Source organism: Chryseobacterium sp. YR221 (assembly GCF_900176315.1).
GTDB lineage: Bacteria > Bacteroidota > Bacteroidia > Flavobacteriales > Weeksellaceae > Chryseobacterium > Chryseobacterium rhizosphaerae.
In genome coordinates, this window is record NZ_FWXM01000002.1 from 565,819 (window position 1) to 586,830 (window position 21,012).

A 21,012-nucleotide genomic window follows, 5' to 3' on the forward strand; every position below is an offset into this window, starting at 1 on the left:
GCAATCAAATAAAATCAACATTTCCACTTTGTGGATAACTTTTATGTTTTTTGAAATACTATTACAACATACTATACTTTTTTGAATAACAAGTATGTATTTATTTAATTATCAGAAATATACATATAAATCCCTGCCGAAATTATGATTTTGTGAATAACTTTTATTTCCGGACAGTTCGAAGTGCCTTTTTGACAATATACTGTGTTTCTTTAGTAGGACTTTCGCGAAGCCATTCATCACAGATTTCCGTTACGAATTCAGGTTGTGACTTACTGGCATCATTCAGCCAGTTTCCCACACTATCCTGTACATATTTTGAGGGATCCGATCGTAGTGGCTCTAAGATATCCAGTCCTAATCCCGGATTTTGCTTTAATTCCGAAATGTGCTCACACCAGACACCTCTGGGCCTCGTTGATTCACTGGCGAAGCGTCTGACATTTTCATCTTTGTGCGATGTCCATCCTGACAACACCGACAGGCTTTCTGTAAGATTTTTTGAAATATCCGGACGTACCGTCATCCAACAGATTTCCCTTACTCCGAAATGATGATCAGAAGCAAAAGGCTGTATATTTTTCAGTTTTTCTTTAAGATCTGTCCTTGAATTTCTCCCCACGGTATAAGCAGACCAGCAGCGCACCAAATCTGCCTGATGTCTTGAAAGGTCCAGTAAAAATGCTTCATCATGATTTTGATGAGAAAGTTTTAGCAATCCCATTCCAATCGCTTCATTGACTGTATTAACCGTCTGTTTTTTCAGCTGATTCACAAGGTCTACAATAGGTTTCAAATATTCTGTCCGCCCATTTTGGTGAAGCAGATTTTCTAACAGTAATTTTTGATCTACTGCCAGCCATTCCGTAAGATTAGCTGTTTCAAGTTCTCCCCGATTCAGCTGTTCCAGAATATCTCCCGGAATGTCTTTGATGGAACGTGCTCCTTTTCTTTTTTCTGTCATAATACCTTTATTAATTCTTCTATATCTACTCTGTTCATGTAATTTACATCTAAAAACTTATATGTTACCATTCTATTTCCATCCACCACAAAAACAGCAGGAACCGGTAAGGTATTTTCATCATTCTTATTAAACTCAGATAGCTCAATTCCTAAATTCTGATAATAAGGAAGCACAAAATCCTGAAGCTGAAAAACAATTCCTGATTCAACTGATCAATCTGCTTTGCCAACCTATGCATTACTTTTTAATTTATTATTTTTACAAAGGTCTAAAAGCCTTTAGAAACAGGCAATACCGCATATTTTTCACCCATAGGGATAAAAAAGTCAATTTTATGGAAATAAAGGGAAGAGCTGAAGAAAATAAAATCTGTCCATTGGAAGTAGCTGTGAACAGCATTAGTGGAAAATGGAAGATTCCTATCGTATGGCAGATCAATGAGGGCAAAAAACGGCCCAGTGAATTTCTTCGGGGTATTGCTAAGGTTGACCGAAGGGTTCTTAATCAACAGCTCAATGAAATGGTAGAAGACGGTATTTTAACAAAAAAATCTTTCAATGAATTACCTCCCAGAGTTGAGTATACCTTAACGGAACTTGGAGAAAAGCTGGTTAAGATTCTTTGGCAGCTTAATGACTGGGGAAAACTGTTGATTTCTGAAGAAGAGAAAGCATAGTTTCTTAATCACAGGGGGCCCCACATTTTTTTTAATACCCTGCAGTAGTATAGACTACAAATACTTTATACTTTATACTTTATACTTTATACTTTATACTTTATACTTTATACTTTATACTTTATACTCTACTACATATTACAAAAATCATCATATTTGTAACTGTATCAAATGCCATATGAAAAAAATTATTTCAGGATTAACTATTCTTAGTGTTCTGGTAAGCTGCACCCCGGATAAAACATCTTCAAAACTTAGTTCTCAGGAAACCCAGGACTTTGTTTCCGAAGGTTCTGTGCTGGTCAATACAGGTAAAAATACCATCAAAGAAAGATTCTCTCCTCCTAAGGATTATGAATGGCAGGATGAAGCATCCGGTTCCTTCGGATATTTTATTGAAAACTTTAAACTGAAGCCTTATGGAAGTCAGATCCTGAAATATGATGAAACCCCCATTTCTACCCAACATCTTCATGAAGCTGTTTTTGATATTGACACGGGAAATAAAGACCTGCAGCAATGTGCTGATGCCGTGATACGACTGCGCGCAGAATATTTATATGCAGATAAAAAAACCGATGCCATAAAATTCCATTTCACAAGCGGGGATCTGCTCAGCTGGAATGATTATAAAAACGGAACAAGAGCTTTTGTGAATGGTAATTCTGTCAATTTTAGAAAAACAGCAGGTTTTGATGATTCTTATCAGAATTTCAGAAGTTATCTTGACCTCATCTTCAATTATGCAGGAACGATCTCTTTACATCAGGAGACAAAACCGGTCACTAAAAATTCAGATTTAAAAACCGGAGATATCCTGATTACTCCGGGAAGTCCGGGTCACGTGGTGTTTATTGCAGGAGTATGTAACAATAAGGACGGAAAGAAATTATTCTTATTGGGTGAAGGGTTTACTCCGGCTCAGTCTGTTCATTTACTTTCCAATCCTTTTAACAAAAAAACTTCTCCATGGTATGATCTTAATGTTGACTCTCCGGAAACCAAAACGGCACGATATATTTTTAAGCCTACAAACTTCAGAAGCTTTTAATAATTTATATTCAAAACTATTAGAAAGTTACTGCCATAATCTGAACTTGTTTTTGTAAATTTGTGTTCGAAATTTTTTACTAGATGAAAGAGAGTGCTGTAAAAAAAATTGCAGTTCTTACTTCAGGAGGAGATTCTCCAGGTATGAATGCTGCATTAAGAGCGGTAGTAAGAACCGCCAACTACTATAATATCGAATGCTACGGAGTGAGAGAAGGCTACAATGGTCTTATCAATGCTGATTTCCTGAAAATGGGAGCTCGTTCCGTAAAAAATATAATCAACCAGGGCGGAACTATTCTAAAGTCTGCCAGATCCCACGAATTCAGAACTAAAGAAGGCCGTCAGAAAGCTTATGATAACTGTGTCAAGCTTGGAATAGACGGATTGGTATGTATTGGAGGAGACGGAACCTTTACAGGAGCTAAAATCTTCAATGAAGAGTTTGGAATCCGGGTAATTGGTATACCGGGAACTATTGACAATGATATCTTCGGGACTGATAATACCATTGGGTATGATACAGCTCTGAATACAGCTATGGAAGCTATTGACAAAATCCGTGATACAGCTACTTCTCACAACAGGGTTTTCTTTGTAGAGGTGATGGGTCGTGATGCCGGTTTTATTGCTTTAAACAGTGGTCTGGCAACAGGTGCTTTGGATATTTTAATTCCTGAGAAAAAAGACAGCATGGATGATCTTTTTGCAAAATTCCGAAAAGCTGAAAAAACAGGAAAAGCATCCAGCATTGTAGTGGTAGCAGAAGGTGAAAAACTAGCCAATGTTTATGGGTTAGCAGAAAAAACAAAGGAAATATTCCCTGACTATGACATTCGTGTAGCGGTTTTAGGACATATGCAAAGAGGAGGATCCCCGAGTTGTGCAGACAGAGTATTGGCCAGCAGACTTGGATATGGTGCTGTAGTAGGATTAATGGAAGGACAAAACAATGTAATGGCAGGAATGCGCTCCAATGATGTGGTGTATACTCCTATTGAAGAAGCCATTAAAAAACATAACGAAATCAACAAAGATTTGATGTTGATTTCAGAAATTTTAGCAATCTAATTATTTTTATAATCTAATAAAAACAAACTATTATGTCAACAATTAAAGTAGGTATCAACGGTTTTGGTAGAATTGGACGTCTTGTTTTCAGAGCAATGACTGAAAGAGACAACATTGAAGTTGTAGGAATCAATGACCTAATCAATGCAGAATACATGGCTTACATGTTAAAATATGACTCTGTACATGGTGTTTTCCCAGGTGAAGTTTCTGTAGAAGGAAATGATCTTGTTGTAAACGGAAAAAAAATCAGAGTAACTGCTGAAAAAGATCCTAACAACCTAAAGTGGAATGAAATTGGAGCTGACTATATCGTAGAATCTACAGGTCTTTTCTTATCTAAAGACTCTGCTCAGGCTCACATCAATGCAGGTGCAAAAAAAGTAATCCTTTCCGCTCCTTCTAAAGATGATACTCCAATGTTCGTAATGGGTGTAAACCACAAGGAACTTACTGATGATATCAAAATTTTATCAAACGCTTCTTGTACTACAAACTGTTTAGCTCCTTTAGCTAAAGTAATCCACGATAAATTTGGAATCGTAGAAGGTTTAATGACAACTGTACACGCTACAACAGCAACTCAAAAAACTGTTGACGGTCCTTCAGTGAAAGACTGGAGAGGTGGTAGAGCTGCTCTAAACAACATTATCCCTTCTTCTACAGGTGCTGCTAAAGCAGTAGGAAAAGTAATTCCTTCATTAAACGGAAAATTAACAGGTATGTCTTTCAGAGTACCTACTGTAGACGTTTCTGTAGTTGACCTTACGGTAAGATTAGAAAAAGCGACTTCTTACGATGAGATCTGTGCTGCGATCAAAGAAGCTTCTGAAGGTGAATTGAAAGGTATCTTAGGATATACTGAAGATGCAGTAGTTTCTCAGGACTTCGTAGGAGATAAGAGAACTTCTATCTTCGATAAAGACGCTGGTATCATGCTTTCTCCAAACTTCGTAAAACTTGTTTCTTGGTATGACAACGAAATGGGTTATTCTAACAAGTTAGTAGATATGCTTGTACATGCTGCTTCTTTATAATAAGTAATGAGCGATAAGCAATAAGTAATATAAAACCTTCCCGATGGGAAGGTTTTTTTGTTTTAAGGGTTACTGTTTTTCAAATTCCATAAAAATTTTGAATCTGGCATTTCCGGAACAATGCCTTCTTCTGTCCGGAAATGGATCCTGCCAGCGTCTTACTGAAATTACCGGAACATTCCATCCGTATCTGATCCATTTCAAGTTTTTGTGTTCAAACATTTTCGTTTTAATCCAAGCATCAGCGGTAGCTTCAATATTCTTACGCGGTGTCGGCGCATCGCCACAACCTCTGACTCCTCTCCAGGATGATACTAGATCAGCCTCAACTCTTAAAATGTTTGATGCAACTATTTTACTCTGATCAACCTCAGAGTTGGTAAATTTTGCATTTAATGAATCTCTAACTTGTCCAAAGATCACTCCTGTCCAAAGCAAAAGTGGCAGTAAAATTTTCGTTTTCATAATTAGTTGTTTTAGGGTTAAAGTTTTTATCATTGAAGAGCAGAGAAATTCAATTCTGAAACAATATCTTTTTAGAATTGCTATTTTGATGACTCTTAGCTTCACAACAAAGTTTGGACTTTTATGGGGACAAAAAAATAACCCGTTTGTGTTATTTTTCAAAAAAAAATGAAACCAAGCTTCATATCATCTAAAAGACTGATCAATATCATCAGGGGATTTCGGTGTAAAACTTGTACTTTTATATTACATGGAACGAACGACAATACAACCTCGCTTTAAAGATTCTTCTCATTTCAAAAACTTTTGGGAAGAAGGCAATGGCAAACAGCTCATTGAAATTTCAGGAGCTGAAGTGAGTTTTGAAAACTTTGAGAAATATGCGCCTTTCTTTTATCATGTAGATGAAACCGGTGATGAGGTTGTAAAAGAGGTTTATTTTACTAAAAAATACCAGGAAGCCTCCAGAGAAATTGAAAACTATATCCGCAATGGTGTTTCCGAGACCGACGATGTTCCTGACAGCGTAAAAAAATTATTCGCCCAAACCCAAAAGGTTCCTGAGTGGCTTGATTATAACCTGCTCAAAAGCGGTGCTGAACTTTGTATGAGAAGTAATCTGGATTCTCTGATCTCACTGCGGGATTACTGCCTGATCGGAGGATATGATTATGCTTATCTCAATAAACCGCTGATTGTAACGGAAGCCTTAAAAAAAGGAGCTGTAAAGCGTCTTTCTGAAACACTGGATTTCTGGGTCAATGCTACCCGCTACAATGCACTCGAACTTCACGCAAAAGGATATGAGTTTGCCATAAAAACCAGGCTTATCCATTCCTATGCCAGGCTTTCCATAAAGAAACACTATAAAGACTGGGACACTGAAAACTGGGGAGAGCCCATCAATTCCTGGGATATGATGGCTACCTATATTGGGTTCAGCCTCGTTTTCCTTCACAGCCTTCAAAAACTGGGAAACACTTTTTCTGTTGAAGAAGAACAGGGTATTTTTCACCTCTGGAAATATGTAGGATATTTATTAGGAATTCCGGAGCAGCTTCTTCCCGATAATAAAAAGCAGGCTACAGAATATTTTTATCTATGGACTTCGGTTCAGCCACCTTCAGATAAAGACTCTGTTCTCCTTGCCCATTCTTTACTGAACGAATCGTTAGAAAATCCTATTTTAAAATTTGAATTCCAAAGAAAAAACTTAAGGTATCTCCATATCTGCTGTACCTGGTTTCTTTTGGGTGACGAGGTTTGTAAAAGACTACAAATTCCAGAGGTTTCCTATAAAAAACTATTTCCAAAATCTAAGATATTTTTCAATAAAATCTATGACAATCTGGTAAGCCGGGAAGCAAGAATACAAAGAGGAAATAAGGATCAGATGAAGGTACTGGAAGACTATCTGAATATCACAAAAAACTCAAATTTCCATTAGATAATATATCTGTTGCAAATAAAAAATATGTTTTAAAATTTCCCGAAAACTATATTCTGCATCTGCTTCGTTATGAATGAGATCAGTAGTAAAAATTTATCATTTTTTAACTTTAAAAACAGGTTTCACCCATAAATAATATTAGTTTTTGATATTTAAATTATGTATTTTTGAGAAATATTTTAATAGCGATGAGTAACATTGAAGATAAGAAAAAAGCACTCGCATTAGTGCTTGACAAATTAGATAAAACATACGGAAAAGGAACTGTAATGACTTTGGGGGATGCTGCCGTAGATACGACCATAGAAGTTATTCCTTCAGGATCTTTAGGATTAGATATCGCATTAGGCGTAGGTGGATATCCAAGAGGAAGAATCATTGAAATATATGGTCCTGAATCTTCAGGTAAAACAACATTGACTCTTCACGCTATCGCTGAAGCTCAAAAAGCAGGGGGTATTGCTGCATTTATTGATGCTGAGCACGCTTTCGACAGAACCTATGCTGCAAAACTAGGAATTGATTTAGAAAACCTTATTATTTCTCAACCGGATAACGGTGAGCAGGCTTTAGAAATTGCGGATAATCTTATCCGTTCAGGAGCTATTGATATCGTTGTGATTGACTCTGTAGCTGCTCTTACTCCAAAAGCTGAAATTGAAGGGGAAATGGGAGACTCTAAAATGGGTCTTCATGCAAGATTAATGTCTCAGGCATTAAGAAAACTTACTGCTACTATTTCAAGAACAAAATGTACGGTAATCTTCATCAACCAGCTAAGAGAAAAAATCGGTGTTATGTTTGGAAACCCTGAAACAACTACCGGTGGTAATGCTCTTAAATTCTATGCTTCTGTAAGACTGGATATCAGAAAAGCAAGTGCTCCAATTAAGCAGGGTGACGAAGCTATCGGAAGCCGTGTGAAAGTGAAGATTGTGAAAAACAAAGTAGCTCCACCTTTCAAACAGGCTGAATTTGACATTATGTATGGAGAAGGAGTTTCTAAAGTAGGAGAAATTCTTGATACAGCAGTAGATATGGGAATTGTAAAGAAAAGCGGTTCTTGGTTCAGCTACGAAGAGACCAAATTAGGTCAGGGACGTGATGCTGTAAAAGATGTTTTAAAAGATAATCCTGATCTTGCTGAGGAATTGGAAAATAAAATCAAGGAAGAATTGAAAAACAAATAATTTGTTTCAATTAAAATAAAAAAACGGTCTGAAAATTCAGACCGTTTTTCTTTTGTATGCTTATTATTAGTCTGCCATCTTACCTTGCAACTGTACTGCTCCGGCAACCTGCATTCCTTTGGTCAACGTTTCAAATCTCATATTTCCTTTACTAACAAAGGCATCAATTGTAAAGAAGTCTTCCATTTCAGAATTTGTGATCAGCTTTAATTTCAGTATATAGCCTTTAGCACTTCCATCTGCCAGTACTTCCGTTTCTCTGAAGTCCATAATCTTACCCACAAAATCAAAACATCCATAATTAGGAAGATCCTGGCTAGGTTTATACGCTGTAAAATCCTCTCCCGTCATAGTACCGTCCGGTAATTCAAAACTCTCATGCAGATCCAATACGAAAATAATCCCACTGATATTAACATTTAATTTTGTCTGTGTCAAATATCTGTTCCTATTCTCCACATAATCCGTTGCGAAAAACCAAATTCCAAAGGTATCTCTTGCCGAACCTCCAATAACTGCTTCATTGTTGTTCACATTTTCCCATTCGTTAATCTCCTTTGTTTCAAAATCCAGGGAAAAATCAGTTTTTACTTCCGGATACATGGTAGTAAAATCATCGGAAAGTACCGGCTTGAATTTTACATCTTTAAATTCTGTATACTTCAGCTTATCCTGGTCATAAGCAGGGTCTTCCATTCTAAATAAAGACATGGTGTGGATCAAATACTCGGAAAATTCTTTCTGGTTCTGAAAGCTTTCAAATCCGAAAACCCCACCCCACGTGCTCGCAAGGGTATGAACATTTGATTTTTTAATCTTGATTCCAGCTTCGTTACTACTTTCCGGTATTCTAATTTCTTCTATATTGGTGAAATACTCTTTACCCTCTACCAACTGATTATTCATGATCTCATTGTTTTCTTCCTGAGAAAACTCTGAAAAACCTTTATAAGTAATACTTTGGTTTTCAAAAACATAAGGCAATGCTGTTTTAGCTTTATCAAAACCTTTATAATGATAGGAAAGCGTGATTGATTTGAACTCTCCTTCCTGGGTTGCCACTTCATGGTTGCCATTATCATCAAACTTAGAATGGTATAAAATCATGTATGACCTGATCTTACCTTCCTTAAGCTCAGACTCAAACTTTTTTTCCATTCTTCCGATAGCATCTTCCATTGAAAACATATATGTAGCATCGTTCACCATATAGGCAAATCCTTCCACTTCACCATTTTCCTTTTCAAATGCAGAAATAGGGGCATAATCACCCTTTAGCTGAAGCGCAATGGAATAGACAATATAATCATTGTAAATCTTTATCTTTTCATATTCATTATTGATCTTCTTTTCTTCAACTGGCTCCGAAGGCTGTTCAGGTAATGTATCTACCATTACTTCCACTTCTTCAGCTTCTTCCATTACATTTTTAACTGATGTTTCATTTTGCTGAACCGGAGCATAAACTTCCTCCTGTCTGTTTTCTTTTTTCTTAAAAAAATTAAAGATTCCCATATTGTTATTATAATTGGCGGTAAATATAATAAAAGGGATGAATAGACCGCTCATAAAAAAAATGTCATTCTGTCACATTCTTCTTCGTGGTATTTTTTTTGAGAAGTTATGGGTAACAATTAAAAATCTAAAATATTATGACTAAAGGAAATATTAATGTATCTGTTGAAAATATTTTTCCCCTTATAAAAAAGTTTCTTTACAGCGACCACGAAATATTTTTAAGAGAATTAATCTCTAACGCTACTGATGCTACCTTAAAATTAAAGCATTTAACAAGTATCGGAGAGGCTAAGGTTGAATACGGTAACCCAAAACTTGAGGTCAAAATCGATAAAGAACAAAAAACGTTACGTATCATCGACCAGGGTATTGGTATGACGGGTGAGGAAGTTGAAAAATACATCAACCAGGTTGCTTTTTCCGGAGCTGAAGAGTTTTTGGAAAAATATAAAGATTCTGCAAAAGATTCAGGAATTATCGGACATTTTGGGCTTGGATTCTACTCTGCTTTTATGGTGGCTGAGAAAGTGGAAATCCTTACCAAATCATATAAAGATGAACCGGCTGTAAGATGGATCTGTGATGGAAGCCCGGAATTTATCCTTGAGGAAACAACGGATAAAACTGACAGAGGTACAGAAATCATCCTTCACATTGCAGAAGATTCTGTAGAGTTTTTAGAAGAAGGAAAAATCCGTGAGCTATTATCAAAGTATAACAAGTTTATGCCTGTTCCTATTAAATTCGGAACAAAAACACATACCCTGCCTTTACCGGAAGATGCTCCTGAAGATGCCGTGGCGGAAACAGAAGAAGTAGATAATATCATCAACAACCCTACACCGGCATGGACTATCGCTCCAAGTGAGCTGACCAACGAAGATTATATGAAGTTCTATCACGAATTGTATCCAATGCAGTTTGATGAACCTCTATTCAATATTCACCTTAATGTTGATTATCCATTCAACCTTACCGGAGTTTTATTCTTCCCAAAACTGAGCAACAATCTGAATATCGACAAGGATAAAATCCAACTCTACCAAAATCAGGTATTTGTAACAGATGAAGTAAAAGGTATCGTTCCGGATTTCCTGATGCTTCTTAGAGGAGTTATCGACTCTCCGGATATTCCGTTGAATGTATCCCGTTCTTATCTTCAGGCAGACGGTGCTGTAAAGAAAATTTCTTCTTACATTACCAAAAAAGTAGCCGATAAAATGGTTTCTCTGATCAACGAAAACCGTGAAGATTATGAGAAAAAATGGAACGATATTAAAATCGTTATTGAATACGGAATTATCACTGAAGAGAAGTTTTCTGAAAAAGCAGATAAATTTACGTTGTATCCTACCACAGACGGAAAATACTTTTTATGGGATGAATTAGTTGAGAAAATCAAGCCGTCACAAACGGATAAGGATAACAAATTAGTTGTTCTCTATGCTACCAATGCTGATGAACAGCACAGCTACATTCAATCTGCAAAGGATAAAGGATATGAGGTACTTTTATTAGACTCTCCTATCATTCCACATGTGATCCAGAAACTGGAAACTTCAAAAGAAAACATCTCATTCGCAAGAGTAGATGCTGATCACATCAATAACCTGATCAAAAAAGATGAGCCGGTTATTTCAAAATTAAATGAAACTGAAAAAGAATCTTTAAAAAAGAATGTAGAAGAAGCAATACAGGATGCTAAATTCACCGTTCAGCTTGAAGATCTTGACAGCAGTGATGCTCCTTTCACTATTACTCAGCCGGAGTTTATGAGAAGAATGAAAGAAATGCAGGCTACAGGCGGAGGTGGAATGTTCGGAATGGGAGGATTCCCGGAAATGTACAATCTTGTTGTCAATTCCAACAGTGAACTTTCTAATCAGATATTAAAAACTGAAAATAGTGACGAAAAGCAAAACCTGATTAAATATGCTCTGGATCTTGCCAAACTTTCACAGAATTTACTGAAAGGAAAAGACCTGACAGACTTTATACAGAGAAGCTATAAGCAACTTGAAAAATAAGAATACACAAGAGACTGTTTCAATTTTGAAGCAGTCTTTTTTTTAGTAAAAAGGATGAGGAAGTTGGAAAACGCAAAGGCGCAAGTTTTTTAATATAACTCATGCTTTTATGACGCAAGGATTTTATCTCCGATAAAATTGTGTACGGTAGATTTTAACCAGCACTTGCTGGATCTGCGAGAAATTTAATACTATTCTGCTATGTCCCTTGCTGAAAATCTCAGATTTTCTTGCGTCTTAAATTTTCATAATGCATGAAAATCTTTGCGACTTTGCATTTTACAACAATCCAAAAATCATCAACAGTAATCTAAATGGATAGGTTATTGTATCTAAACCTTATAGGTTTTAAAAACCTATAAGGTTTAAATCTGGTCTTTTACCAAATACTCTTTGATTAATCAGAAGTTATCATGAAATAAACAACTGATACGAAGAAAGTTTTCAACAATTAAATCAGATAACACCTATGTTTATAAGCTTATTTTCATTTTATCTTTAATCTTATTCTTTAAATCATATTTTTTTCTGTTTTCTATTGTATAGCTTATGCTTTTTTGCCATTTTTGTATAAAATGTCGGTCATGCAAAAAGAAAAATTACGCGTCATCAGAAAACAAAAAGGCTATACTCAACAACAGGTAGCTGATTTTATCGCAACAGATGTATCTAATTACAGCAGAAAAGAAAGCGGTGATGTAAGGATCGTAAAAGATGAATGGGACAAACTTGCCCGTTTTCTGGATGTACCGATTGAAGATATTTATGAAGAGGAAGAACCTACAGTAGTTATTAACAATGACCATCCTGTATTTAATGATAGATCTTCTTCTGCGGGGGTAATTACTAACCAGAATAATTATGATAATATTCCGGGAGCTATCATTGAAAATTTACAAAACTATATTGCTTTATTAAAAGAGGAGAACGAAAAACTGAAAGAAGAATTGAAAGGTCTCCCAAAAGGAAGAAAATAATACGGTTTGAAAACTGTAAAAAATATAGATGTCACTCATATTAAGTTATGGAGTGACATTTTTTTGTGATATAGGCTCTAATTGATGCTAAAGTTTTTTGATGCACATAATTAATGATTTAAATGTTTTATTTTAGGAGGCAAAGAGTTGCAACTCTGTCGCTAATGAAGCTTTGTGGTAGTAATACGTTCGCTTAGAAAGAATCAATTTCATTGATTCCAACTTTGCTCTCTTAAAATATTAAAGAAAGCAAATGAAAACTTTGCGTTAAAAAAATTCTTTGATTTAAATTCTAAAGCTGTTTAAACTTTTTTACTAAACCACAAATCGAAGATTATCTCTTTTCAGTCGATGAATATTATTTCGACGTAGTCAGACACAAAAGTTTTTATTTTTTTAGACACTTTAGTACACTTTAGAAAGTTTAAAAGAATACCGCACAATTAAGTTCACATAAGATGAAAATCTTTGATTTTCAACAAAAATTTAGTGTACTTCTTATACACAAAGTATATACCTTAAATAGCTTAAGTGTTTAAAAATCTCTTGGGACTTTTGTGGTTAAGTTTAAACAAACTTGCTTTGAAATTTACAATTCCTCCAACGGATCCCAGAACAGTTTTTTGAAATTTTTTATTCTAAGATTGTCTATCGTAAGACCTTCCGCTTCCAGTTTTGGCTGAAATTCAGGGACAGATAAGACTCCTGAACTTGAGATCACACGGTGTGCAGGAACATCTTCAGGACATCCTCCCATGGCTTTTCCTACATGCCGGGAATGATTCGGGTAACCTACTGCTTTGGCTATAGCTCCATACGTTGAAACCCTGCCCTTTGGAATAAGTTTCGCCACTTCGTACACCTGTTGTTTGAAGATTTCGTCCATATCTTTCTGTAGTTAATTAAGTGATTGAAAATCATATACTCCGAATTTCAAAAGATTTGCATTATTTTTGAACTCACATGGATTCAATGATGTTTCATTTAAAGATAAAGATATGAAAAAATCATTTTTCCGGCTGCTGAATGCGGTTAATAAAAAAGTTCTCCCAAAACTGAGTAATAAAGATCCCAATCATCTGACTAAGATAGAAAAGGGAATTTTGGCGTATCGTTATTTTGTTCTGGTGAATTCGTTGGATTGATTTTTTTATTTTCCTACTTATGATACCGGTTTTCACAGATGTTTGCGGAAAATTTTTGGAAAACGCAAAGACGTTAGTTTTTTGAAATATTACATACTGTAAGGGGCAAGGATTTTATCTTCGATAATTGTGTATGGTATATTTTATTTTTATCTCACGCTGATTTTGCAGATTACGCTGATACTAATGAAAACCCGCTTCATCTGTGAGAAAATTTAATATAAGATTATACATTGCTTTTGCTGAAAATCTTAGATTTTCTTGCGTCTTAAAATTTTCATACTACATGAAAATCCCTTGCGCCTTTGCATATTCCAACAAAAAAGAGATGCTAAGCAGCTTGAAAAATAATATTACACAAGAGACTGTTTCAATTTTGAGGCAGTCTTTTTTTGTATGAAAAGTTTGGAAAAACGCAAAGGCGCAAGTTTTTTAATATAACTCATGCTTTTAAGGCGCAAGGATTTTATCTCCGATAAAATTGTGTAAGGTATATTTTATTTTTATCTCACGCTGATTTTGCAGATTACGCTGATACTAATGAAAACCCGCTTCATCTGTGAGAAAATTTAATATAAGATTATACATTGCTTTTGCTGAAAATCTTAGATTTTCTTGCGTCTTAAAATTTTCATACTACATGAAAATCCCTTGCGCCTTTGCGTATTCCAACAAAAAAGAGATGCTAAGCAGCTTGAAAAATAATATTACACAAGAGACTGTTTCAATTTTGAGGCAGTCTTTTTTTGTATGAAAAGTTTGGAAAAACGCAAAGGCGCAAGTTTTTTAATATAACTCATGCTTTTAAGGCGCAAGGATTTTATCTCAGATAAAATTGTGTAAGGTAGATTTTTATTTTTATCTCAGATGCTCATTAAAATCTGCGTGATCTGTGTGATCTGCGAGAAAATTTAATATAACATTATATCTGCTGAAAATCTCCACACTACATAAAAAGTTTTTTGCCACTTTGCGCTTTCTAATCAAAATATTTCTGACTTGCTGAATTATCTCACAAATAAAAAAGCGCTTCAAATGATTTGAAGCGCTGATATTGTCATCTCTTTCGAGAATTTTGTTCTTAGTTTTCTAAGATATAAGAGAACATTAATGGTGCACAAATAGTTGCATCACTTTCAACGATGAATTTCGGTGTAGTGATATCCAGTTTACCCCAAGTGATTTTCTCATTGGGAACAGCTCCTGAGTACGAACCATATGATGTTGTAGAGTCAGAGATCTGGCAGAAATAAGACCAGAAAGGAATGTCATGCATTTCCATATCCTGATACAACATCGGTACTACACAGATCGGGAAATCCCCTGCAATACCTCCTCCGATCTGGAAGAATCCAACTCCTTTACCTCCTGAGTTTTTAGTATACCAGTCAGCAAGATAAGTCATATATTCAATTCCTGATTTCATTGTAGTAGCTGTAAGCTCTCCTTTGATACAGTAAGAAGCGAAAATGTTACCCATTGTAGAATCTTCCCATCCCGGAACTACAATTGGCAGGTTTGCTTCTGCAGCAGCAATCATCCAAGAATTTTCTCTAGGAATTTCATAATACTGCTCTAATACTCCTGAAAGGATCATTTTGTACATAAATTCGTGTGGGAAATATCTTTCTCCTTTCGCTTCTGCATCTTTCCAGATTTCAACGATATGTTTCTGTAATCTTCTGAATGCTTCTTCTTCAGGGATACAAGTATCTGTAACTCTATTTAAACCTCTTTCCAGAAGGTCCCACTCATCCTGAGCTGTTAAATCTCTATAATGAGGAACTCTTTCGTAGTGAGAGTGTGCCACAAGGTTCATTAAATCTTCTTCAAGGTTAGCACCTGTACAAGAGATAAAATCTACTTTCCCCTGGCGAATCATTTCTGCAAGAATTTTACCCAATTCAGCAGTAGACATTGCTCCAGCTAAAGTGATCATCATTTTTCCGCCATCTTTAAGATGTGCAACATAGCCTTTAGATGCATCCACCAATGCAGCTGCATTGAAGTGCAGGTAATATTTCTCTATAAATTCAGAAATTGGTTTGCTCATTTTTTTTAATTTTTGCAAAGATAAAACTTAAAAACGGAATGCAGCCCAAGCACTTGAAGAAAGTGTCACAGAGGGGTCTTTTTTTATCATTTGTTAAATGCTAAAGCTGTTTGTTGGGACACATAAAGGCGCAAAGAACTTTTCATGTAGTATGAAAGTTTTTAGCAGCAATAAAATCTAAGATTTTAAAGCACACATGATATAAAAAACTTGTGCCTTTGCGTTTTCCAAAACAGTTGAGCTAATGAAATTAAAAAAGCGGGCTCAAAGTGAGCCCCGCTTTCATTGTAATTTAATTTAATTTAATTTAATAGCTTTCAACAAGGATTTATCCTTCCCAGGGAGCCACTTTCAGGATTTCAATTTTACGTTCTCCGTCTTTGAAAGGCCAACTGATAACATCTCCTACTTTATATCCTACTACTGCAAGGGCAATATCCGATAATATGGAATGCTTATTCTTTTTAAGCTTTGCTTTGGTAGAAGGTACAAAAATATATTCGTGCTCAAAATCTAAGGTATGGTCTTTCAATGTCACTTTCCTTTCAACCGTTACGATATCAGCAGGCAGATCTCTTCTCAATACCTGTTTTGCATTTCTAAGTTCTTCCGTAAGTCTTTTTTCTTCTCCGATGCTCACCTTTTTCCTTCTGAGTGTATCTTTTATGGCATCATAAATCCCTGTGGTTACAATAATATGATTGGACATTTTGTTCAATTTTTTAAAATTAAAATGCAGTTATTCCCTAACGATCCAATGTAGAATCCAGGCATACAACAGCCTTCTTCTATAGAAAACTGCAAAAAAGCAATAAATAAAATCCGGAGTGATTCCCTGTCTTGGATCCTGACAGGGCTTAATTGATAAAGTCCTTAGAACTTTTCAGGAAAGAGTCTGTATGTAAATAAAGTAATGACAGCAGTAATCCTGACGGTCGGCGTATCGCAGATAAAAAGATTGTTGCTGTCATTATATTTTGTTTTAATCCTAACAAATATAGGACTTAAAATCGGAATGTAGCGGCAAATTATCGCCAAATTAAATATTTCCCCATCATGATCATGTCTTTCAACGTTCCGGAAGTAATCGTTTATTTTTGAGTAAACAACTACAACTTAAACCGTCTGTTTTCCTTTTTATCGGAGAGCTTTTTCTTGCTATCCAATCTTTTCTGTTTCTGAGCCCTTGAAGGTTTTGTCGCCGTTCTTTTTTTGGGAACAATGAGCGCTTTGTTTACCAGTTCAATTATTTTTTCAATTGCTTTATTTTTATTCATCAGCTGCGTTCGGCTTTCAGAAACAGTTAAAAATAAAACTCCATCAGCATTGATCCTGTTTTTCAATTTATCCAGTAGTAATGCTTTCTGCTCCTCATGAAAGAAAACGGATGCATTCACTTCCCAAAGTACGGTAACGGCAGTTTCCACCTTATTCACATTTTGCCCTCCAGCACCACTACTTCGGGAGGTTTTGAAACTGAGTTCTTTTGAAAAGTCTTTCATTGTATTTATTTTAAAATAAGTGAAAAAGATTAGGCCTCTGTACTGATCTTTTTATACAGTTCTATCCTGTTTATTTTTCCGTTTGGCGTTCTGGGTATTTCATCTATAAAAATAATCTCTTTGGGTTTGTGGAAATTTTTATCAAACGGTATTTCTGAAATTTTCACAAACAAGTCTTCTGATTTATTTCCTTCTATAACCAATATCAATTTTTGACCCAAACTTTCGTCCTTTATACCTAAGAATACCGCTTCATTTGGAATCGCTTTTTTTACCAGGGCTTCAAGAGTTTCCGGAAAAATTTTGGCTCCACCGGAATTGATTACATTATCAATCCGTCCTAAAAACCTAAACTGCTTTCCTGCTTTAATTTCAACTAAATCATTAGTTATCAACACTTCATCATTCACTGCAGGTGCAAATATTTTCAAACATGTCCTCTCATCCAAGGAAATATTTACATTTTCAAAAGCTGTAAAATACTCTTCCGGATCCGGCATCAGCTGCCTTAAGGCAATATGAGAAAGAGTTTCAGACATTCCATAGGTTTCAAAAATACGGTTTGAAACACTCAGATTCATTTTGAGAATTTTATTTTTTAAACTCTCTGATACTGCAGCCCCTCCAATGATCAGATTTTTTATTAAATGAAGTTTATCCAATGAATTTTCTACCTGCAAAGGAGTCATTGCACAAAAATCTATTTCCTCTTCCAGATTTTCGACAGGGTTTAAGGAGGGTTCTGTCACCATTAGTTTTAATTTTCTTTCCAGAGCACGTACAACCATCATTTTCCCTGAGATATATTCTACCGGCAGGCATAAAAGTGCCTTATCACCCTGTTGTAATCCCAGAAAGTTGCAGGTCATTACCGCAGAATTTATCATTTTACTTTTCTCAATTTCAAAAATTTTAGGCGTTCCTGTGGAACCCGAAGTCTGAACTTTTACCGTGTTTGCGTTAAAAAACCATTCTTCCAGAAAAAAACCAACTTTTTTTTCAAATTCCGTATTAAACGATAAATTATTAGTATTGAGATTATTGAAGTCTATCAGCATATTTTAGTATTCATAAAAGCACAGTAAATTTAGAAAAAATTTTAAAAAGTTCTTGTAAGTAAAGAAAAAAGCTGTAAATTTGCACCACCAAAATAAAACAGACCTATAGTGTAACGGTAGCACTCCGGTTTTTGGTACCGTCAGTCGGGGTTCGAATCCCTGTGGGTCTACAAACCATCCTTCTCTAAGGATGGTTTTTGTTTTTTATAGGGTTGATACAATGGTTTATTTTTCTGTAAAGCTATTTTTCACAGTGGTAACATGGCGCATCTACCAAAGATTCAATATAAAATCCGTCAGAAAAGATAAATTCCCATCAATTTTGAGTGTAAAAACTATAGATTTTTTGATAAGGTATTTGTACATTTAAAAAAAAACTATAAATTTGCATCACCAAAAATAAACAGACCTATAGTGTAACGGTAGCACTCCGGTTTTTGGTACCGTCAGTCGGGGTTCGAATCCCTGTGGGTCTACAAACCATCCTTCTTTAAGGATGGTTTTTGTTTTTATAATCCTCTCTGAAAAAAAAATAAAACCCTGTCTCCTTTATGACAGAGTTTTATTTCGAGAATAGTAATGATGTTTATATATTGATAAAACTAATAGATTTTAGTTACATCCTACACAATAACTTTTATCAACATATTCTTTGCTTCCTCCGGAGGAAAGATAATAACACCCTCCTTTTTCACCTACATACAGTCTGTGTCCATTATAGGTACAAGATTCTGAACCTCTTTCACTTTCATCACTACTTCCTCCACAAGAATTGAACATCCCTCCTAAAACGATCAATAATACCATTTTTTTCATTTTTTACTATTTAAATATTTAGCAAAACTAAATGATGATTACCCTAAAAAAATACGGAAAACCATACAATAAGAATAGATTGATAGAATAATCATTTTCCAGAATCTTACACGATAGACTTTCATAAAAAAATTAAAAAAACCTTGTAAGAATTATTCTATAATCCAGCGTCGCATCTCCATTATTGGTAATATTTATCACATCTGCTGAAGGCATTGTTAATGTATAACTAAAGGCTGAGCCCGTTCCTCCTGCACAATTTGGCACACCAGACCAAACCACTGAAGTAGTAGTTCTGCTTACTTCTGTAAATACAGGCCCCTTAGAGGTGGTATCGGTGTTGAGAAGACCATCTATTCCCTTAATAGAAAAAGCACTGTTAAAAGCATTGCTGGTAACATAATATTCTGCAACAGCAGTACGTGCACAAGCATTTCCAACAGAAATAACAGCCTTATATACGCCGGCATTTGGAATTCCCGTAATCAAAGTACCTGTAGCTCCTGCTGTTACATTCACCGTATTATTAATAACCGTTCCATATACATTAGTAACTGCCTTATTCAAAACGCCATTTGTATCTGAATATACTGGGGTAACAATGGTAGCACCTGCAGCTATATCCATGGTTCTTATTCTGGTACTACCAGCCACATCTAAAGTATTGGTGGGTGCATTATTGGCAATCCCTATATTGCCGGAAGATAAATCCATTACAAAATCAGTTGCACCAGGGGTACGGGAAATAACAAACAATCCATTATTTCCATTGATATTAGGGTTTATTCCCATTACTGTCTGTTTAGTTCCTGCTGCTCCGGTGGTTCTTAAAATTGACAATATGGAACTGTTGGCAATAGGGTTTTCTATCAAAAGTCCTGTATTCGTCGCTTCACCTGTTCCAATCCCCGTAGCTGTTCCTCTATTTTTTATATGAAGATTTGATGACGGGGTGATGGTACCAATACCAACATTTCCAGTAGAGGTTATTGTAAAATCATTGGCTTGCTGTACATCAGTTGGAATACCCGTCGCCGGATTGTCTTTTGCACCATCAAAATGGAGCGCGCCTTGAGGGTTTGATGTGTATATTCCAATTTGTGCACGTGTAAAATTGGCAATTATCAGCATTGATAATAGTAAAATGCTTGTTTTCATTTTATTAGTTTTTAAATTGAGTAATATGATGTATTTTTTGAATCTTATAAATTTTACTTCAACATTAGTTTCTATATCAATGTAATCCTTACAAAACCTCTTTACTTTACTACTTCTGCATTTACACTTTAAAACTCTCTACAATATTATTTATCAATGGATTAAAATTAAGAACAAAACAGATACTAAACAATATCCCGGTTTAAAAAAATATAAAAATAATCAACCATACATTATTTTAATTGAAAATATTATTCAATAAATAGCTTTTTAAATGAAAAACCCACATTTATATAGCTATAATTTTAAAATATAACCATTATGAATTACACAGAAGCAGCTATGGATAAAAGCACATGTTTTCCCTAAAGATGATCAAGATATATTCTATCAAAAGTTGGATAGAATTCGAATCAGGAAATAGTAAAAAAAACATTTTTAGCTATAATTTTGAATCAGATATTGAATTATTAGGAACAGCCCCTACTATTTTTAGACTAAAAATATTTTTTTCCACTTTGCTACTGTGTTTCTGCTGAGACCAAAATACCTGGCAGTCTGTATATTATTCAGTTTCTGTTTCTTTTGATAATCCAAAATTTTAAAAATGGTAGACTTATCATAAGACCTGTGATTTTTGGCATTTACATTTTCTGAAACATCCTCGCCAAATATTATTTTATTAAGCTTTAGTACATCCAGCTCGGAAAGTTCTTCTTTATTTAAGAAAAACAAGCATTGTTCTTTTTTATCAGGAAATTTTAATGCCAACATATCAGTAAATATCTTTTTATAATAAGGTTTTGAACATTTCATTTCTTTTCATTTGATTTAGTATACTATTTTACAGAT

At 35.1% G+C, this 21,012-nt stretch carries 20 protein-coding genes and 2 tRNA genes; 11 read left to right on the top strand and 11 right to left on the bottom strand.

All coding sequences use genetic code 11. The features are described 5' to 3' along the window. Window positions 1-163: 163 nt before the first annotated feature. Window positions 164-964, bottom strand: coding sequence for a DNA alkylation repair protein (locus B8967_RS07550; protein WP_084085500.1), 801 nt, complete (start codon window positions 962-964; stop codon window positions 164-166). A gap of 337 nt (window positions 965-1,301) precedes the next feature. On the opposite strand from B8967_RS07550, the gene B8967_RS07560 reads away from it, so the two are divergent. The 4 genes from B8967_RS07560 to gap all read left to right on the top strand — a co-directional run bounded on the left by B8967_RS07560 (window position 1,302) and on the right by gap (window position 4,801). After that, window positions 1,302-1,643 (top strand): winged helix-turn-helix transcriptional regulator, encoded by a 342-nt coding sequence (locus tag B8967_RS07560; RefSeq protein ID WP_084085502.1) that lies wholly within the window; start codon window positions 1,302-1,304, stop codon window positions 1,641-1,643. 178 nt (window positions 1,644-1,821) lie between these two features. Further along, a complete protein-coding gene (locus B8967_RS07565; RefSeq protein ID WP_084085504.1) occupies window positions 1,822-2,694 on the top strand; it encodes a DUF4846 domain-containing protein in 873 nt (290 codons plus the stop codon). 83 nt (window positions 2,695-2,777) lie between these two features. Further along, a complete protein-coding gene (pfkA, locus tag B8967_RS07570; RefSeq protein ID WP_047490116.1) occupies window positions 2,778-3,764 on the top strand; it encodes a 6-phosphofructokinase in 987 nt (328 codons plus the stop codon). Between the two features lie 32 nt (window positions 3,765-3,796). Further along, on the top strand, window positions 3,797-4,801 hold the full coding sequence (gene gap / locus B8967_RS07575) for a type I glyceraldehyde-3-phosphate dehydrogenase (RefSeq protein ID WP_047490113.1): 1,005 nt from the start codon (window positions 3,797-3,799) through the stop codon (window positions 4,799-4,801). 69 nt (window positions 4,802-4,870) lie between these two features. Here gap and B8967_RS07580 read toward each other — a convergent pair whose 3' ends face one another. Then, window positions 4,871-5,266: a hypothetical protein gene (locus tag B8967_RS07580; protein ID WP_084085506.1), complete on the bottom strand. Its 396-nt coding sequence runs from the start codon at window positions 5,264-5,266 to the stop codon at window positions 4,871-4,873. A 250-nt stretch (window positions 5,267-5,516) separates the two neighbouring features. Between B8967_RS07580 and B8967_RS07585 the strand changes: the two genes are divergently transcribed. Together B8967_RS07585 and recA are read left to right on the top strand one after the other, a co-directional pair. Further along, window positions 5,517-6,713: an oxygenase MpaB family protein gene (locus B8967_RS07585; protein ID WP_084085508.1), complete on the top strand. Its 1,197-nt coding sequence runs from the start codon at window positions 5,517-5,519 to the stop codon at window positions 6,711-6,713. A 191-nt stretch (window positions 6,714-6,904) separates the two neighbouring features. Then, complete coding sequence (recA, locus tag B8967_RS07590) at window positions 6,905-7,906, top strand: recombinase RecA (RefSeq protein WP_047490101.1); 1,002 nt, start codon at window positions 6,905-6,907, stop codon at window positions 7,904-7,906. Window positions 7,907-7,972: 66 nt separating this feature from the next. Here recA and B8967_RS07595 read toward each other — a convergent pair whose 3' ends face one another. After that, window positions 7,973-9,475, bottom strand: coding sequence for a hypothetical protein (locus B8967_RS07595; RefSeq protein ID WP_084085510.1), 1,503 nt, complete (start codon window positions 9,473-9,475; stop codon window positions 7,973-7,975). 83 nt (window positions 9,476-9,558) lie between these two features. Between B8967_RS07595 and htpG the strand changes: the two genes are divergently transcribed. Beyond that, on the top strand, window positions 9,559-11,451 hold the full coding sequence (htpG, locus tag B8967_RS07600; RefSeq protein WP_084085512.1) for a molecular chaperone HtpG: 1,893 nt from the start codon (window positions 9,559-9,561) through the stop codon (window positions 11,449-11,451). Window positions 11,452-12,035: 584 nt separating this feature from the next. Further along, on the top strand, window positions 12,036-12,428 hold the full coding sequence (locus B8967_RS07605) for a helix-turn-helix transcriptional regulator (protein ID WP_047490091.1): 393 nt from the start codon (window positions 12,036-12,038) through the stop codon (window positions 12,426-12,428). Between the two features lie 589 nt (window positions 12,429-13,017). Here the strand turns inward: B8967_RS07605 and B8967_RS07610 are convergent. Continuing rightward, window positions 13,018-13,314: an MGMT family protein gene (locus tag B8967_RS07610; RefSeq protein WP_047490089.1), complete on the bottom strand. Its 297-nt coding sequence runs from the start codon at window positions 13,312-13,314 to the stop codon at window positions 13,018-13,020. Window positions 13,315-13,426: 112 nt separating this feature from the next. Between B8967_RS07610 and B8967_RS22430 the strand changes: the two genes are divergently transcribed. After that, complete coding sequence (locus B8967_RS22430; protein ID WP_167449396.1) at window positions 13,427-13,573, top strand: hypothetical protein; 147 nt, start codon at window positions 13,427-13,429, stop codon at window positions 13,571-13,573. A gap of 1,081 nt (window positions 13,574-14,654) precedes the next feature. Here the strand turns inward: B8967_RS22430 and B8967_RS07620 are convergent. From B8967_RS07620 to B8967_RS07635, 4 genes are all read right to left on the bottom strand, one after another. Further along, window positions 14,655-15,626, bottom strand: coding sequence for a deoxyhypusine synthase family protein (locus B8967_RS07620; protein ID WP_047490081.1), 972 nt, complete (start codon window positions 15,624-15,626; stop codon window positions 14,655-14,657). A 328-nt stretch (window positions 15,627-15,954) separates the two neighbouring features. Further along, window positions 15,955-16,335 carry a GreA/GreB family elongation factor gene (locus tag B8967_RS07625; protein ID WP_047490079.1) on the bottom strand — a complete coding sequence of 127 codons (381 nt, stop codon included), beginning with the start codon at window positions 16,333-16,335 and terminating at the stop codon, window positions 15,955-15,957. A gap of 400 nt (window positions 16,336-16,735) precedes the next feature. Beyond that, window positions 16,736-17,128: an alternative ribosome rescue aminoacyl-tRNA hydrolase ArfB gene (gene arfB, locus B8967_RS07630; protein ID WP_084085516.1), complete on the bottom strand. Its 393-nt coding sequence runs from the start codon at window positions 17,126-17,128 to the stop codon at window positions 16,736-16,738. A 29-nt stretch (window positions 17,129-17,157) separates the two neighbouring features. Beyond that, complete coding sequence (locus B8967_RS07635) at window positions 17,158-18,186, bottom strand: AMP-binding protein (protein ID WP_084085518.1); 1,029 nt, start codon at window positions 18,184-18,186, stop codon at window positions 17,158-17,160. 99 nt (window positions 18,187-18,285) lie between these two features. Here B8967_RS07635 and B8967_RS07640 point away from each other — a divergent pair. Next, window positions 18,286-18,356: transfer RNA gene (locus B8967_RS07640), tRNA-Gln, on the top strand. A 235-nt stretch (window positions 18,357-18,591) separates the two neighbouring features. Beyond that, window positions 18,592-18,662, top strand: a tRNA-Gln gene (locus B8967_RS07645). A 136-nt stretch (window positions 18,663-18,798) separates the two neighbouring features. Here the strand turns inward: B8967_RS07645 and B8967_RS07650 are convergent. From B8967_RS07650 to B8967_RS07660, 3 genes are all read right to left on the bottom strand, one after another. Then, window positions 18,799-19,002 carry a hypothetical protein gene (locus B8967_RS07650; RefSeq protein ID WP_084085520.1) on the bottom strand — a complete coding sequence of 68 codons (204 nt, stop codon included), beginning with the start codon at window positions 19,000-19,002 and terminating at the stop codon, window positions 18,799-18,801. A 132-nt stretch (window positions 19,003-19,134) separates the two neighbouring features. Then, window positions 19,135-20,160 carry a hypothetical protein gene (locus B8967_RS07655; protein WP_143330483.1) on the bottom strand — a complete coding sequence of 342 codons (1,026 nt, stop codon included), beginning with the start codon at window positions 20,158-20,160 and terminating at the stop codon, window positions 19,135-19,137. Window positions 20,161-20,652: 492 nt separating this feature from the next. After that, a complete protein-coding gene (locus B8967_RS07660) occupies window positions 20,653-20,976 on the bottom strand; it encodes a transposase (protein ID WP_084085524.1) in 324 nt (107 codons plus the stop codon). Window positions 20,977-21,012 lie beyond the last annotated feature (36 nt).

Excerpts from the sequence above, each read along its gene's own strand:
- B8967_RS07660 (WP_084085524.1), bottom strand. The coding sequence starts at position 20,976 with ATGAAATGTTCAAAACCTTATTATAAAAAGATATTTACTGATATGTTG.
- B8967_RS07635 (WP_084085518.1), bottom strand. The coding sequence starts at position 18,186 with ATGCTGATAGACTTCAATAATCTCAATACTAATAATTTATCGTTTAAT.
- B8967_RS07585 (WP_084085508.1), top strand. The coding sequence starts at position 5,517 with ATGGAACGAACGACAATACAACCTCGCTTTAAAGATTCTTCTCATTTC.
- B8967_RS07595 (WP_084085510.1), bottom strand. The coding sequence starts at position 9,475 with ATGAGCGGTCTATTCATCCCTTTTATTATATTTACCGCCAATTATAAT.
- B8967_RS07610 (WP_047490089.1), bottom strand. The coding sequence starts at position 13,314 with ATGGACGAAATCTTCAAACAACAGGTGTACGAAGTGGCGAAACTTATT.
- arfB (WP_084085516.1), bottom strand. The coding sequence starts at position 17,128 with ATGAAAGACTTTTCAAAAGAACTCAGTTTCAAAACCTCCCGAAGTAGT.
- pfkA (WP_047490116.1), top strand. The coding sequence starts at position 2,778 with ATGAAAGAGAGTGCTGTAAAAAAAATTGCAGTTCTTACTTCAGGAGGA.
- gap (WP_047490113.1), top strand. The coding sequence starts at position 3,797 with ATGTCAACAATTAAAGTAGGTATCAACGGTTTTGGTAGAATTGGACGT.
- B8967_RS22430 (WP_167449396.1), top strand. The coding sequence starts at position 13,427 with ATGAAAAAATCATTTTTCCGGCTGCTGAATGCGGTTAATAAAAAAGTT.
- B8967_RS07580 (WP_084085506.1), bottom strand. The coding sequence starts at position 5,266 with ATGAAAACGAAAATTTTACTGCCACTTTTGCTTTGGACAGGAGTGATC.
- B8967_RS07605 (WP_047490091.1), top strand. The coding sequence starts at position 12,036 with ATGCAAAAAGAAAAATTACGCGTCATCAGAAAACAAAAAGGCTATACT.
- B8967_RS07550 (WP_084085500.1), bottom strand. The coding sequence starts at position 964 with ATGACAGAAAAAAGAAAAGGAGCACGTTCCATCAAAGACATTCCGGGA.
- B8967_RS07625 (WP_047490079.1), bottom strand. The coding sequence starts at position 16,335 with ATGTCCAATCATATTATTGTAACCACAGGGATTTATGATGCCATAAAA.
- recA (WP_047490101.1), top strand. The coding sequence starts at position 6,905 with ATGAGTAACATTGAAGATAAGAAAAAAGCACTCGCATTAGTGCTTGAC.
- B8967_RS07650 (WP_084085520.1), bottom strand. The coding sequence starts at position 19,002 with ATGAAAAAAATGGTATTATTGATCGTTTTAGGAGGGATGTTCAATTCT.
- B8967_RS07655 (WP_143330483.1), bottom strand. The coding sequence starts at position 20,160 with ATGAAAACAAGCATTTTACTATTATCAATGCTGATAATTGCCAATTTT.
- B8967_RS07620 (WP_047490081.1), bottom strand. The coding sequence starts at position 15,626 with ATGAGCAAACCAATTTCTGAATTTATAGAGAAATATTACCTGCACTTC.
- htpG (WP_084085512.1), top strand. The coding sequence starts at position 9,559 with ATGACTAAAGGAAATATTAATGTATCTGTTGAAAATATTTTTCCCCTT.
- B8967_RS07565 (WP_084085504.1), top strand. The coding sequence starts at position 1,822 with ATGAAAAAAATTATTTCAGGATTAACTATTCTTAGTGTTCTGGTAAGC.
- B8967_RS07560 (WP_084085502.1), top strand. The coding sequence starts at position 1,302 with ATGGAAATAAAGGGAAGAGCTGAAGAAAATAAAATCTGTCCATTGGAA.